At 58.4% G+C, this 14,716-nt stretch carries 13 protein-coding genes; 9 read left to right on the forward strand and 4 right to left on the reverse strand.

All coding sequences use genetic code 11. The features are described 5' to 3' along the window. Window positions 1-104: 104 nt before the first annotated feature. Both H9I52_RS11810 and H9I52_RS11815 read left to right on the forward strand, forming a co-directional pair. On the forward strand, window positions 105-1,082 hold the full coding sequence (locus H9I52_RS11810; RefSeq protein ID WP_187454058.1) for a glycosyltransferase: 978 nt from the start codon (window positions 105-107) through the stop codon (window positions 1,080-1,082). A 134-nt stretch (window positions 1,083-1,216) separates the two neighbouring features. Further along, entirely contained in the window at window positions 1,217-1,690 is a 474-nt protein-coding gene (locus H9I52_RS11815; RefSeq protein ID WP_139516370.1) for a YdeI/OmpD-associated family protein, read from the forward strand. Window positions 1,691-1,791: 101 nt separating this feature from the next. Here H9I52_RS11815 and H9I52_RS11820 read toward each other — a convergent pair whose 3' ends face one another. Further along, the gene (locus H9I52_RS11820) at window positions 1,792-3,828 is read right to left on the reverse strand and encodes an alpha amylase C-terminal domain-containing protein (RefSeq protein ID WP_187454059.1); all 2,037 of its coding nucleotides are present in this window, start codon (window positions 3,826-3,828) and stop codon (window positions 1,792-1,794) included. Window positions 3,829-3,958: 130 nt separating this feature from the next. On the opposite strand from H9I52_RS11820, the gene ggt reads away from it, so the two are divergent. Continuing rightward, window positions 3,959-5,710 (forward strand): gamma-glutamyltransferase, encoded by a 1,752-nt coding sequence (gene ggt / locus H9I52_RS11825; protein ID WP_187454060.1) that lies wholly within the window; start codon window positions 3,959-3,961, stop codon window positions 5,708-5,710. Window positions 5,711-5,901: 191 nt separating this feature from the next. After that, the gene (locus tag H9I52_RS11830) at window positions 5,902-6,201 is read left to right on the forward strand and encodes a putative quinol monooxygenase (RefSeq protein WP_187454061.1); all 300 of its coding nucleotides are present in this window, start codon (window positions 5,902-5,904) and stop codon (window positions 6,199-6,201) included. 130 nt (window positions 6,202-6,331) lie between these two features. Here the strand turns inward: H9I52_RS11830 and H9I52_RS11835 are convergent, their stop codons facing one another. Next, window positions 6,332-6,673 carry a hypothetical protein gene (locus H9I52_RS11835; RefSeq protein ID WP_187454062.1) on the reverse strand — a complete coding sequence of 114 codons (342 nt, stop codon included), beginning with the start codon at window positions 6,671-6,673 and terminating at the stop codon, window positions 6,332-6,334. A 218-nt stretch (window positions 6,674-6,891) separates the two neighbouring features. Further along, window positions 6,892-7,275 carry a hypothetical protein gene (locus H9I52_RS11840; protein WP_187454063.1) on the reverse strand — a complete coding sequence of 128 codons (384 nt, stop codon included), beginning with the start codon at window positions 7,273-7,275 and terminating at the stop codon, window positions 6,892-6,894. Between the two features lie 147 nt (window positions 7,276-7,422). On the opposite strand from H9I52_RS11840, the gene H9I52_RS11845 reads away from it, so the two are divergent. After that, complete coding sequence (locus tag H9I52_RS11845; RefSeq protein WP_187454064.1) at window positions 7,423-7,878, forward strand: hypothetical protein; 456 nt, start codon at window positions 7,423-7,425, stop codon at window positions 7,876-7,878. Window positions 7,879-7,964: 86 nt separating this feature from the next. Here the strand turns inward: H9I52_RS11845 and H9I52_RS11850 are convergent, their stop codons facing one another. Further along, window positions 7,965-9,977, reverse strand: coding sequence for a M1 family metallopeptidase (locus H9I52_RS11850; RefSeq protein ID WP_187454065.1), 2,013 nt, complete (start codon window positions 9,975-9,977; stop codon window positions 7,965-7,967). A gap of 156 nt (window positions 9,978-10,133) precedes the next feature. Between H9I52_RS11850 and H9I52_RS11855 the strand changes: the two genes are divergently transcribed. From H9I52_RS11855 to H9I52_RS11870, 4 genes are all read left to right on the forward strand, one after another. Then, on the forward strand, window positions 10,134-11,579 hold the full coding sequence (locus H9I52_RS11855; protein ID WP_187454066.1) for an alpha-amylase family glycosyl hydrolase: 1,446 nt from the start codon (window positions 10,134-10,136) through the stop codon (window positions 11,577-11,579). Between the two features lie 247 nt (window positions 11,580-11,826). Further along, window positions 11,827-13,182, forward strand: coding sequence for an alpha-amylase family glycosyl hydrolase (locus H9I52_RS11860; RefSeq protein WP_187454067.1), 1,356 nt, complete (start codon window positions 11,827-11,829; stop codon window positions 13,180-13,182). A gap of 50 nt (window positions 13,183-13,232) precedes the next feature. After that, entirely contained in the window at window positions 13,233-14,096 is an 864-nt protein-coding gene (locus H9I52_RS11865; protein ID WP_187454068.1) for a helix-turn-helix domain-containing protein, read from the forward strand. A 186-nt stretch (window positions 14,097-14,282) separates the two neighbouring features. Beyond that, on the forward strand, window positions 14,283-14,693 hold the full coding sequence (locus H9I52_RS11870; RefSeq protein ID WP_230471130.1) for a DUF983 domain-containing protein: 411 nt from the start codon (window positions 14,283-14,285) through the stop codon (window positions 14,691-14,693). The last annotated feature ends 23 nt before the right edge of the window (window positions 14,694-14,716 follow it).

The raw sequence follows: 14,716 nt of genomic DNA on the forward strand, positions 1-14,716 counted from the left end.
ATTTATCCTGCTGCTGAGCTTGATATAAAAGACCTTGTGGCGTCATTGCAACACATTTTTTTATCTACCTTGTCCCTATCCCCCTATCTCTGTTTCGCCTGCTCATGGAAATGCCAAGTCTGAAGGTGCTGTTGTTGGGCTGGGATGATACGCCGAAGACCCAAGATCGGTCCCATCTGGCTACTCTCCCCTTGGCGCAAGCCCTGGCCGCCCAAACCGATCTGTCGCTCGTATTACCTCACCTGCCTGCGTCGGGTTACTCGCTGCCAAATGGCCGCGTCATTGGCCTCGGCGACTTGTCGATGGCAGAACTGGAGGCCTTGCAGCTTTTCCCCGTTCGCGATACGGCCGGCGCCTGGCAAAGTCCCTCGGCGCCTTATGTGGGCAGCAGTGCTTCAGGCTCCGAAGATCTTGCTCAAGCCAGCGAAGCTAGCTCCGTCGCCCTGCTTGATCTGCAAAACAGCGATGAATTTGCTCAGCCAGCCGAGCCCGACGCGGGCGAAGCCAACGACTTATCGCAACCGGAGGACAACATCACCCCGGATGTTATTCCGAACGAAACCGACATACCGCCGGCTACCGACACCGTAGCATCGCCGCTAACGTCTATTCTGACGGTGGCTGAGCATGCGTCGGCAGAAGAAGCGGTGGCCATTCTGCGCTCCGACCTCTCGGATGGCTCCGGACTCAATTTCAAAGTCATTCAGTACGCCCGGTTTGCTACGCGCTTGGCCACCAACCAGAGCTTCGGCGTGATCTACGCGGCAGACTGGCAGTCGTGGCTGGCGGCGCTGGAAATCCGTCAGTTGACGGGGCGCCCACTGGTGCTGCACGTGCAATCGCTGGCCCTCGACCGCGACTCGCACGACGACCGCGGCTGGGTGCTGGCTCTCGAGCGCCTTGCGTTGCGCCGTGCCGACGTTGTGCTGGCGGCTACCGAGGAGATCTCGCAGCGCCTCCAAAACAGCTACGCAGTGCCGGCACAACGTATCAGCGTGCAACCCGCCAATATTTCGGCTGAAAACCTGGGCGGCGTGGTGCAGGGCATCTTGCAAAGAGCATCAGCGCATAACGGTATCTAATTATGGATCAAGCGCTTACCCCCTGGCTCGGCTTTTAGGCGCACCCCACGGCGCAGCGAACGCCGCGGAAAGGCGTTACCTTCGGCGCTCAAGTGCCTTATTGCCTTGCCAGCTGATTTCTGCTTTTCGCTTTTATGTCTGATTCCCAAGAACAAGCGTTTGACGCGCCTCTCGAACTGCACAACGCGGATGGAGGTGTGTTTTTAACGGTGCCGTTTAGCGTGCCCGATGTGTATGGACAGCGCGGCTTGCTGCACGTACGCGGCACCATCGATGGCTTTCCGTTTCGCTTGCCCCTCACTCCTGCCGCCGACGGCGAGCACATCCTGACCATCCGCAAGCAAATCCGCAACACAATTGGCAAAACCTGGGGTGAAACGGTGCACGTCGTGCTGGCTCCCGACACCGAGGAAAGCGCCATCGAAGTACCCGAAGATCTGGCCCGCGCCCTCGACAAAGCCGGTCTGCGCACCAAGTTTGACCAATTGGCCTACAACCAGCGGCAGAAATTCGCCCTCTGGATTAGCCGCGCCAAAAAGCCAGAAGCCCGTTTCAAACGCATCCAAGAGGCGATCAACCTCGTTGCTGAAGGACGCAAACTGAGCTAAGTTCTGGTTTACAAATAGTTTACAAAATAAAAGTGGGCGGCTTCCCTAAAATAAAGGGAAGCCGCCCACTTTTATTTTGCAAGTACTTTATTATCAATTAGTTACCCCAAGGAGAGCACCAATGCCGTACGGCTGGTAATGTAGAGGCTCAGCTTGTTGACCTCGTCTTCGACGAAGGTATCGTAGGTCAGGGTAGAGTCGACGCGGTTGAAGCCATCGAAGGCCGAGTCGTCGGAGTTGAGGATGATGCGGTAGCGGCCGGGGTGGGGCACAAAGAAGCGGTAGTCCGGAATGCTTCGATCGACGTGGAAGTTGAAGATGAAAATCAGGCCGGCGCGCTCGAAAATGAGCACTTGGTTGTTGGTGTCCATGTTCAACTGGTGCGCATGAGGGGCCGCGAGCAGGCGCCGCTGCCGCGCCATCAGCACCATGGCTTTGTCGAAGGCGAGCAAGCATTGGTATTTCAGGTCGGGGTTGTCGGCCAGCGACCACTGCCGCCGGGCGTAATGGTGGCTCCAGTTGTTGCCCTCCCGCGGAAAATCGACCCATTCGGGGTGGCCAAATTCGTTGCCGATAAAGTTCAGGTACGCCTCGCCGCCCAGGGCCAGCGTCACCAACCGAATCATTTTGTGCAAGGCAATGCCCCGCGCCACCACCGGGCTGGGGTCGTTGCGCTGCATGTGGGTGTAGATGTCAGCATCTATCAACCAGTGCGACAAGGTTTTATCGCCGACCAACGCCTGGTCGTGCGATTCGGCGTAGGCGACGGTTTTTTCACCGGTTCGGCGGTTGGTGAGCGTGTACCAGAGTTCGCCCAAGTTCCAGTTTTCGTCGCGGGTGTGCTTGAGCAGCTTGATCCAGAAATCCGGAATGCCCATGCCCAACCGGTAGTCAAACCCGACGCCGCCTTCGGCCACCGGGCGGCACAAGCCGGGCATACCGCTCATGTCTTCGGCGATGAGCAACGCCCCGCGGCGCAGCTCGTGCACCAGCGTAGTGGCCAGTTGCAGATACAGAATGGCATCGTCATCTACTTCAGGGCCAAAGTATTGGTCGTAATTTGAGAAAGCAGTGCCCTCGCCGTGGTGGTGGTACAGCATCGACGTGACACCGTCGAAGCGAAAGCCGTCGAAGTGAAATTCTTCGAGCCAGTAGCGCAGGTTGGAGAGCAAAAACTGCTGCACCTCGGTCTTTCCGTAGTCAAACAGCTTGGAATCCCAGCCGGGGTGGTTTCCCCGACCCCCTTCGTGAAAGTACTGCCCGCCCGAGCCGTCGAAGTCGGCCAGGCCTTCAGCTTCGTTCTTAACAGCATGAGAATGAACCACATCCAGCAGCACCGCAATGCCGCGGTTGTGTGCCTCGTTCACCAGATGCTTAAGCTCTTCGGGCGTACCGAACCGCGACGACACCCCGAAAAAGTTGGCTACGTGGTACCCAAACGACCCGTAATACGGATGCTCCATCACGGCCATCAGCTGGATGCAGTTGTAGCCCAGCGCCTGCACCCGCGGGAGCACGTTTTCGGCGAATTCTACGTACGTGCCGATCCGCGCTTCTTCGGTAGCCATGCCGACGTGGCATTCGTAGATGAAGGGTTCCCGCACGTAGTTCTGCACCCGAAACTTCTGATCAGTCCATATGAACGGTGTTTCGGGGCGCCAGACCTGACCCGAAAAATCTTTGGTTTGGTCGTTTTGCACGGCGCGGCGCAACGTGGCCGGCAAGCGATCTTTGGCTCCTTTCGCCGTCACGACATGCACTTTGTAGTGGCTGCCGTGGGTGAGCACGTCGCGGTATTGCTTGTCGGGCAAAAACACCTCCCACACGCCATCGGCGCCTTTTTGGAGCGGCGTCGCTTGGCGGTCCCAGCCGTTGAAGTCGCCGACCAGCGACAGGGCCTGCGCGGCCGGTGCCCACTCGCGGTACCAATACCCTTTGCGGCGCGAATCGTAGTTCAGGCCTAGGCGTTGGTGGGCGGTCGCAAATTTGGCCAGTGAACCATGTTCCTGCGCAATGGCTTCGAGGCGCTGCTTGAGGCGCTGTTGCCGGGCCAGCAGCACCGGTTCGTAAGGCGCCAGCCACGGGTCTTGTTCGACGAGGGCCAGCGCCGGCGTGAAAGGAGATACAGTAGGTTCCATAGCGTTGAAGGTTGAAGCGAAGGTAAAGCTACGTAGTTAGCGAAATTGCACGAACCAAATCAAAAGTATAACCGAAATCAGTAAGACCTATTCCAACGCAATTGCCGCTTTGTCGGCTATCTTCACCCTTATGAAGGTTCGTTTTTACCCCGTAGCGCTCGCTGCGCTGCTCTCTTGTACTACGGCTACGCGCACAGCTGCGCCCGAGGCCGCGGCCGTGCTAGCGGCTACGCCACCCACTGCGGCGGCTCCTGTTACGGCCACCAAGGCCATGGTCATCTCGGCACATCCTGAGGCTTCGCGAATTGGGCTGGAAATTTTGCAGAAAGGCGGCAACGCCTACGACGCGGCCGTGGCCGTGCAGTTTGCGCTGGCCGTGTGCTTCCCCGTGGCCGGCAACTTAGGCGGCGGCGGCTTCTTGCTCTACCGCGGCGCTGATGGCACTGAGGGGGCGCTTGATTTCCGCGAAACAGCGCCCGCCGCAGCCACCCGCGATATGTACCTCGACGCGCAAGGTAATGTGGTAGAAGGACGTAGCACCGCTGGCCATCTGGCGGTGGGCATCCCCGGCACTGTGGCGGGCATGGAAGTCGTGCATAAAAAACTGGGCAAACTCCCCTGGGCCGACCTCGTGCAGCCCGCGCTCGACTTGGCTGCGCGGGGCGTGCGCCTCACCGCCAAAGAAGCTGCCGGCTTCAACCGCGTTCGTCCCGAGTTTGTCAAGTACAACGCCAGCTTGGCACCGGCTTACGTGCGGGCCGATGGTGAAACCCGCCCATGGCAGGAAGGCGATGTGGTGCAATACCCCGACCTCGCCCGCACCTTGCAGCGCATCCGCGACAAAGGCCGGGCGGGCTTTTACGAAGGCGAAACCGCTACGCTGATCGTGGCCGAGATGAAGCGCGGCAACGGACTGATTACCAAGCAGGATCTCCAGGGCTATCAGGCCAAATGGCGCACGCCGCTGCACGGCCAATACCGTGGCTACGACGTGCTCACGTTTCCGCCGCCCAGCAGTGGCGGCGTGGCCCTGCTGCAAATGCTGCAAATGCTGGAGCCTTACGATTTGGGCAAAGCAGGCTGGCATTCGCCGCAGGCGGTGCATTGGCTGACCGAGGCCGAACGCCGTGTGTACGCCGACCGTGCCACCTACCTCGGCGACCCTGACTTTGGCCGGGTGCCGGTAGCCCAACTCCTCGACCCGAAATACAACCGCCAGAGGATGAGCACTATACATGCCAATGGCCGTGCCACGCCCAGCAAAGAGGTGACGGCCGGCACCGGCCTTCCCGGCTACGAGAGCGACCAGACTACCCACTACAACGTGGTGGATGCCCAGGGCAATGCCGTGTCGTGCACGACTACGCTCAACGGCGCATACGGCAGCAAAGTAGTGGTAGCCGGCGCAGGCTTTTTGCTTAATAATGAGATGGATGACTTTTCTTCCAAGCCCGGCACGCCTAACTCCTATGGCTTGGTAGGCGGGGCTGCCAACGCCATCGCACCGGGCAAGCGCATGCTGTCTTCGATGACGCCCGCGCTCCTGACCAAAAACGGCAAGCTTCAGATGGCCATTGGCACGCCGGGCGGTAGCACCATCATTACCAGCGTGTTGCAAGGCATCATCAATACCCTGGACTACGGCATGAACGCCCAACAGGCAGTGGCCGCGCCGCGCTTGCACCATCAGTGGCTCCCCGATCAGATTGACGCGGAGGAAAAGGCGCTGTTGCCCGCCGCCGCCGATACGCTTCGCCGGCGCGGCTATACCATCAATCCGGGCGGTAAGTGGGGACGCATGGAAGAAATAAGAGTGCTACCCGACGGCCATCTCGAAGGAGGAGCCGACCCCCGCGGCGACGACACCACAAGAGGCTACTAATCAAGCGTTTGCAAAGCAAAAACGGCACTCCTCAGCAGGAGTGCCGTTTTTGCTTGAATGGGTGCATCGAGTTGGGCAGTACTAGCCGACAAGCGGCTTATCGTAGCCTGCTGCTGGAGCCTAGCTCTACACAAACAATTCAGTAGCTGCCGGGCTTACTTGTTACACCATTTACCCTCAACCCCACCATCATGGTCAAAGTAGGATTGCTAGTACGGCTGGAAGCCAAGCCCGGAAAAGAACAAGCCGTTGCCGAGTTTCTGCGCGGCGGCTTGCCGTTGGTAGAAGATGAGCCCGCTACGCTTACGTGGTACGGCATCCAGCTCGGACCCAGCACTTTCGGCATCTTCGATACCTTTCCCGATGAAGCAGGCCGTAAAGCCCACCTCGGAGGCAAAGTCGCGGCAGCGCTCATGGCCAGCGCCGACGACTTATTTTCGGCTCCGCCGACCATTGAAATGGTAGATATTCTGGCGTCTAAAGGTGCTTAAGACCACCTAAAAAACGTGTCGGCGCTTACAAGACGCTTGGAAAACCGAATGTCGTTCTCCTACATAAGCACTTTGTAATGAGCCATGTAACGAGAAAGGGCCGGTGCTGTACAGCACCGGCCCTTTCTCGTTAGAAGCGCAGTTGATTAGCCGCTGAGGTAAGGGCTTGCCCTAGCTGGTGGAGCTTCTCCACCGTCGCGCCTTCGGCGGCACTGGCGGCGTTGGCTGTGTGCTGACCTAAGGTGTGCAGGGAGCTGCTGATCTGGGCGCGATCGCCGCCGCGGAGGTAGCCTTGCAGGTTTTCCAGCTCGTGGGCGATATCGGTAAGCGCAACGTTATCAGAATCTTGCAGAATCTGAATCCAGCCATCAAGGTTGCTGTCTGCCACGGCAGCGGCGCCGTCGAGGCCGCCACTGAGCGCACTTAGGGTAGCCTCGAGCTGGTCGCTGCCGGTGGGAGTTGAAGAATTCATAAGAGCCAGGGGCTTGGGTGGAAAGCAAGTACTTCCTTCTATACCCCCCATCCGCTTATTTGTTGATGCGAAACGACATTATCCCCAGCAAAAAAACTTCGGGCATAGCCACCGCGCAGCCAGACGCATGCTGACAAGCGTGAAAGTCCGTTACAGGTTAAAATGGCTCGGCCCGAAAGGCCAAAATCTTATCGGCGCTCGGTGGTAATAAGCTCGCCCTACGAAACCTTCAGATTGCCGGAAGCCATGATCAGGATCTGGCCCAAGTGGCGCAGCTGGTCGCCGATGCCGTTGTGCAGATGATCGCCGGCCCACGTATGAATGTGGCTTGCCTCGCGCGAAGCCTGTTCGCCCAAGCGCTGAAGCAACTCGCCGGTCTGGGTTTTGTCGCCGTTGCGCATGTACTCTTTAAGCTGCTGTAAATCAGCAGCGGCGGCCTTCAACTTGGCATTGTCGGCGTTCTGAAGCATGGGCAGCCAGCCGTCGATGGTAGCAATAAAAGTAGTCGGATCGTGGGCGAAGGTATCGTTGCTGAGAATGCTGCCCAAGCCTAAGTTGGTTGCGTACAGGTGGTCGTTGAGGTTCTCGGAGTGGTCGGCCATGGAGGTAGGAAGTTTGGTTGAGGTTCTCTGTACGCCGTAAAAAAGCTCTGCGTTGTTGAGGGAACGGCGCACAAAAATCTATTTTATATAAATAGCTTATTATCAAATACTTACATATAACAACCACTTGCTACTCCCCCGATTTAGATGAAGCCCAAAATCAAGGAATGGCTCAAACGCTATCTGCCGGCCGAAGCGCTCTCGCTGCTAGCGACGTTGGTGGCCGCGTGGCTGGCGTGGCACGGCACCGGCAGCCGCGTAACAGCGGCGCTGGCGGGCACTTGGAGCGGCAACGTGGCGTACTTCGGCTACATTTTGGCAAGTGACGTGTATCGTACTCACCAACAAGGATTTGCCTTGGGCAAGCCGTACACTACAAACACGTTGTTGAAGAACGTACGCGCGCTGGCCGTCGAGTTTGGCATGGCCGAGCTGGCCGATAGTTTTCTCATTCGCCCGGCCCTGATGTATTACTTGCCGCTTTGGCTCGGTAGTTTCTCGGGAGGCATTTTGCTGGCGAAAGCGCTGGCGGACGTAACGTTCTATGTGCCCGCCATTATCAGCTACGAATTGAGCAAAAATCGACTGCGGAAATTTCACTAAATCACCCGCCTAAACACGAAACAGCCCCGACGCTTATGGCGCCGAGGCTGTTTCGCAAATAATTGATTATAAACTACTTACAAAAGCTATTTACCGTCGGGTAGTTGGAGCGGACGCCAGATGTTGTTGTAGAGGTTGACGTCGGGCATGGCGTTGTCGGGGTTGAGGATGACGAAAGCCAGCGGCGAGGTAGAATTGTAGCGGAACGTCCAGGTGCCGCCGCGCTGCCATATTTCCACGGGCAGGGTCGTGCGGCTGGTTTTGCCGTTGGTTTCGCGCACTTCCACAATCACGGGCATGGCGGCTTTCTCGCGGTTTTCGATGGTAATGAGGGCGCCTTTCGTGGGGTCCTGGTTCACGTATTCCACGGTCTGGACGGCTTGGTCGAGCTTCCAGTTTTCGTAGAACCACTCGCGCCAAAACCACGTCAGGTCTTCGCCCGAGGCCTCGTTCATCGTCCGGAAAAAGTCGTGCGGCTGCGGGTGCTTAAACGCCCAGCGCTTGATGTAGGTACGGAACGCGTAGTCGAAGCGGTCGGGTCCCAGGATGGTTTCGCGCAGCAGATACAGGCCAAAACCCGTCTTGGAATACGCCGCAAACCCCAGGTTGCGCGCCTGCGTCACGTCGGGCACGGTGAAGGGCACGTCGGTAGTCGGGCTCAGAATGCTGCCGAGCACGTAGGCCGGCTTGTCGTCGGTAGGCTTGTACTCGCCCTGGTGGAAGTTCTTGGTAGACAGAATGTTAATAAAGGTATTAAAGCCTTCATCCATCCACGGGTACTTGCGCTCGTTGGAGCCCACAATCATCGGAAACCAGTTGTGGCCAAACTCGTGGTCGGTTACGCTCCACAACGAGCCTTTCGAGGCGTCCTGCCCGCAAAACACGATGCCCGGATACTCCATGCCGCCCACGATGCCGGCAATGTTGGTGGCCACCGGGTAGGTGTATTCGTACCACTGGCGCGAGTTGTATTCGATGCTATTCTTGACGTATTCCGTCGAGCGATTCCAGGCCGTATCGCGGGCTACTTCCGTGGGGTACATCGACATGGCCAACGCTTTACGGCCGCTGGGCAGGTTCATTTTGGCCGCGTCCCACACAAAAGCCGCCGACGCGCCCCAGGCCACGTCGCGGGCCTGTTTGCAGCGAAAATGCCAAGTCAGGCGCCCGTTTTTGCCCGTCGGCCGCGACTCGCGCTGCATTACTTCAGCGGGCGTGCGAATGAGCACGGTCTGGTTGCTGGTGGCGGCTTTGGCCAGGCGGCGCTGCTGCTCGCTGGTGAGCACTTCAGCCGGGTTTACTAATTCGCCGGAGCCGCCCACCAGGAAGTTGGCGGGCACGTTGAGGGTGTAATCGAAGTTGCCGTATTCGAGGTAAAACTCGCCGGCCCCGAGGTAAGGCAGTGTATTCCAGCCTTCTATGTCGTCGTAGACGGCCATGCGCGGATACCACTGCGCCACTTCGAAGATCTCGCCGTTCTGGGTCATCTTGCGGCCCAGGCGGTCGGAGCCGTACTCCGGAATGTTGAAGGAATACGCGATGCGAATGTGCAACTGATCGCCGTTGGGCTTCAGGGCTTCGGGCAACCGAATCTGCATGCGTGTGTCGGTGATGCGGTAATCGGCCTTTGTCTTTTTGCCGTGCAGCTCAATATTCACCGTCCGGATGCTGTCGCCGCCCTGAAAACCGGCCGCCGAGCTGCCAAAGCGCGAGCCGTTGCGAGCGCCTTGTACGGGCGTTGCGGCGGAGCCCCGGGAGTTGGCTTTAAACAGATTCTGATCGAGTTGGAGCCACACAAATGGCAGCCGATCAGGGCTGCGGTTGGTGTAGGTAATGTCCACGTCGGCGCGCACGGACTTCTGCTTTTCATCCAGCGTCGCGTTGATTTTGTAATCGGCCGAGTTTTGCCAGTACGCCGCGCCCGGTTGGCCCCCGGCGGTGCGGGTGGCTGTGCTGGGCTCGTTCAGAAAAAGTGGCGAAAACAACGTGTGCGCGTCGTAATTGGAGGCGGCAGCTGGAGTGGTTTGGGCCGTTGCCAGATTAGGCAACAACGGCGCCGCGGCACTCAGGAAGAGGCCGAGCAAAGAGGCTTTGTTCATGCAGACAGAAGACGAGGAGGGCAAAGAAACAGATAGACGAAAAGCGCCCACAAAAAGACGCGTTCCGACGTAAGTATTTGATGAACACCCGAAGCTTTCTTACGGCACGCACCGCTCCGGTCGGGTGCCTGCTACCAGAAACCTGTATTTTTCCGCATGCTTCACCGCCTTGCTTCTGCCCTACTCTTCGCGTCGCTGATTGTGCTTGGGGCCTGCCAGCCCACTACCCAGCATTGCGCCGACATTCCGCCGCAGTTCCAGGTCAAGCACCCGAGCTGGGCGCAAAACGCCAGCATTTACGAGGTAAACGTGCGCCAGTACACGCCCGAAGGCACCTTTCGGGCCTTTGAAGCCCACTTGCCGCGTTTGCAAAAGATGGGGGTGGGCATTTTGTGGCTGATGCCCGTTAACCCCGTGGGCCAGGAAAAACGCAAAGGCACGCTCGGCAGCCAGTATTCGGTGCAGGACTACCGGGCAGTGAACCCGGAGTTGGGGACGCTCGACGATCTGCGGCATTTGGTGCAGGAGGCCCACCGGCGCGGCATGCACGTGATTCTGGACTGGGTGGCCAACCACACCAGCTGGGACAGCAAGCTATCGCGCGAGCACCCCGAATGGTTTACCAAAGACAAGGCGGGCCATTTTCGCCCGCCGGTGCCTGATTGGCAGGATGTTATCGACCTCGACTACAGCAAGCCGGAGTTGCAGCAGTACATGATTGGGTCGCTGCAATACTGGGTGCGCGAGGCCGACGTCGATGGCTTCCGGTGCGACGTGGCGGGCCTTGTGCCCACGGCGTTCTGGAACAAAGCCCGCCAGGAACTGGAAAAGACCAAACCCGTATTCATGTTGGCCGAATGGGACGAACTCTACCCGCCTACTTTCCTCAAACGCAGCGAGTTCGACGCCAACACGCGCCTGCTGGAGCGTGCCTTCGACATGACGTACGCCCTGCGTCTGCACGGCTTGCTCGACAGCGTAGCCCAAGGTAAGCAGCCCACCAACGCCATCGACAAATACCTCGCGGCCGAGCGCAAGCTGTATCCGCCCAGCGTGTACCTGATGACGTTCACGACCAGCCACGACATCAACAGCTGGGACGGCAGCGAATATGAACGCCTGAAAACCAACGCGTTGCCGATGGCTGTACTCACCGCCACGCTGCCGGGCATGCCAATGGTATACAGCGGCCAAGAAGCGGCTATGAAAAAGCGGCTGCGCTTCTTCGACAAGGACACGATTGACTGGAACGGCTACCCGTTGCAGGATTTTTACACCCGGCTGCTCACGCTCAAAAAACGCAACCCCGCCCTGCTCAACGGCGATCCGTGCAGTGAATTTGTGCGCTTGCCGGCCAGTTCAAGCCCTGAGGTATACGCCTTTGTGCGGCGCAAAGAGTTGGCGGCGGTGCTGGTAGCCGTGAATCTTGGCAATCAGCCCCACGAGGTTGCGCTGCGCACGCTGGGGCCGGGCACCTACCGCGAGGTGTTCAGCGAGCAGGTAAACCGCATGGGCTCAGGCTCGAAGGTGCTGGTACCAGCGCACGGCTATCGCGTGTACGAGCGTCTCCCCGATCCGAAGAAACAAGGGTTGTTTTGGTAAATTCTTGATTATCATAATATTACATCACTGTTACCCTAATATACAGTTGTCATCCTGAGCAGAGCGAAGGACTCTATCACAGCAGAACAAGTCGTTGCTGCACGATAAGGTCCTTCGCTCTGCTCAGGATGACAACTGTTTTCAAATTACACCCGATTGAAAAAAAAGCCAGCCGGCGCGCATAAGCTATCGGGCGGTTTTTCACGTATGCAGGCTTCGGTTTCCTCACTGCTCAGCCTTCCCTACCGTGCCCGATTTCATCCGTTCCGACGATTCTTTTTTTCAGGTCAAACACCCGAGCTGGGCGCAAAACGCCAGCATTTACGAGGTAAACGTGCGCCAGTACACGCCCGAAGGCACCTTTCGGGCCTTTGAGGCTCATTTGCCGCGTTTGCAAAAGATGGGCATTACCATCGTTTGGCTGATGCCGGTTCATCCTATTGGGCAAGTGCACCGCAAGGGTACGCTGGGCAGTCAATACGCGGTGCAGGATTACTACGGCGTTAATCCGGAGTTTGGGACGCTCGACGATTTGCGGCATTTGGTGCAGACGGCGCACGCGCTGGGCCTGTATGTGCTGCTCGATTGGGTGGCCAACCACACCAGTTGGGATAACCCGCTGGCCCAAGCGCACCCCGAGTGGTACGTGCGGGACGCAACGGGCCAGTTTGTGCCCCCCGTACCGGATTGGCAGGATGTTATTGCGCTCGACTACCGCCAGCCGGCCCTGCGTCGCTACATGACCGACGCCCTGTGCTACTGGGTGCGCGAAGTGGGCATCGACGGGTATCGATGCGACGTGGCCGGCTTGGTGCCTACGGATTTCTGGAATGCCGTGCGCCCGGAGCTGGAGCAGATTAAGCCCGTGTTTATGCTGGCCGAATGGGACGAGCTGTACCCGTCGGGCGGACTTACTTTCGAGAACTTCGACCCCAATACGCGCCTATTGGAGCAAGCCTTCGACATGACGTTTGGGCTGCGCCTGCATTACCTGCTCGATCATATCGCGGAAGGCAAACAGTCTGTTGATGAGATCGATACGTACCTGGCCGCCGAGCGCGCGGCTTACCCGCCGAGCGTGTATTTGATGCACTTCACCAGCAACCACGACGTGAACAGCTGGGACGGTACCGAGTACGAGCGCCTGGGCCCGAACGTGCTGCCGATGGCTGTGCTCACGGTGCTGCTGCCGGGCATGCCGCTCGTCTACAGTGGCCAGGAAGCGGCGCTGCAAAAGCGGCTAGCCTTTTTCGACAAGGACACCATCGACTGGAAGGGCTATCCGCTGGAGGCCTTTTACACTACGCTGCTGCAAATGAAAAAGCGTCATCCGGCGCTGCTCAACGGCGATCGGGCCAGCCGGTTTCAGAGGCTTGCTACGCCATCTGATGCGGGCTTGTATGCGTTTGTGCGCGAGAAAGCAGAAGCAGCTGTGGTGGCAGTAGTCAATTTGGGTGATGCTGATAATCATCTTATTATCAACGATTTACCGAACACTTCTTACCGCGATGTTTTTACGGGTGCAGTGGTTTCACTGACTCCGGGCACGTCGGTTGAGGTGCCGGCCCACAGTTATCGCGTATTTGAGCGGCTTTTGGAGTAACCGACGAGTGGGTTTTCGGCAACTACTACCTTCGCAGCAGACTCCACCCGATGAAAGCTCCGGCCCTCCCGATTTTTGCGCTCGAATCGTTTCCGCAGCAGCCGAAGCCGCGCAAACCCTACTACATCGAACGGCTGGAAACGCACGTGGCGAAGTTTCCGGGCGTGAGCGTGCCGCATGCCCACGACTTTTACCTGCTGCTGTACGTTACGGCTGGGCACGGGCAGCACACCATCGACTTGGTGCCGTACGAGCTGCGCGCGGGCAGCTTTTTCTTCATGACGCCGGGGCAGGTGCACAACTGGTCGCTGTCGGAAGCGGCACGGGGCTTTATCGTATTTTTCGACGCCGATTTTTACCTGTTCCGCTATCCGGGCAGCCGTCTGTACGAGTACCCGTTTTTCGACAATGCGCACGCGCCGGTGCTGTACCTGCCGCCCGACGAACCGGATTTTCGGCTGCTGTTCGAGCGGATGTTTGCAGAAAACGCCAGCGCCTACGACAACCAAGCAGAGGTGTTTCGCTCTTATCTGTACCTGAGTTTGGAGTTAGCGGCCCGACACTACCAAGGCCAGCCGCGCCACGCGCCCACGCACGGACAGGAGCAAATCAGGGCGTTCAGCAGCTTGCTCAACCAGCATTTTCGCACCCAGCGCACGGTAAGCGAATACGCTGATATGCTGCATATTACGGCCAACCACCTGAATGCAGTATGTCGGCGCCTGCTCAACAAAACTGCCAGTGCGCTCATTCAGGAGCGCGTGATTGTGGAGGCGCAGCGCCTGCTTCAGTACTCGTCGCAAACGGTGGCAGAAGTGGCATACGCGCTCGGGTTTGAGGATACGTCGTACTTCAGCCGCTATTTCCGGAAGCATACCGGCCTTACGCCCGAAGCTTTTCGCCTGCATCCGTGATTTGTCCTGTACAAACCCGGATGTCGTCCGTGCCCGGCAGCGAACGCACGCGTAATTTTGTAAGGTGATCAGCGGCTTGGGACGACGGCGCCCGCTACCGCAAAAATGGGCAACGCAACACGCCCTTTTTCGGCGGGGTGCGTAGGATAGTACGTTACCGACCGCGATTTAACTCACCTGAAACTCATGGCTAGAATAGATTCTTCCACGTTGGCTTTGTTGGCGTTGCGCTGCCCGCGCTGCCACGAAGGGCCGCTGTTTTCGCGGCCGGCATTCAGTACCGGTTTTGCCGAAATGCCTGAAGCCTGCCCCGTTTGCGGCCAGCGCTACGAGCCCGAACCCGGCTTTTATTGGGGTGCGATGTACGTAAGCTTCGCCTTCTCGGTGGCCATCTTTGCCATCAGCGGCGTGCTGCTTTACTACCTAGCTGGCGACCCTGCCGTGTGGGTGTATGTGCTGACGGTGGCAGTAGCCTCCGTCGTGACGATGCCGCTGGCATTTCGTTATTCCCGCGCCCTCATGCTGTATTGGTTCGGCGGCGTTGACTACGACCCGCACTGGAACGATCAGGTGATGCTGACGCAAACGGGAAACTAGAAAGCGCTTTTGCTTACAGCTCT

Source organism: Hymenobacter sp. BT491, assembly GCF_014349165.1.
GTDB classification, from domain to species: domain Bacteria; phylum Bacteroidota; class Bacteroidia; order Cytophagales; family Hymenobacteraceae; genus Hymenobacter; species Hymenobacter jejuensis.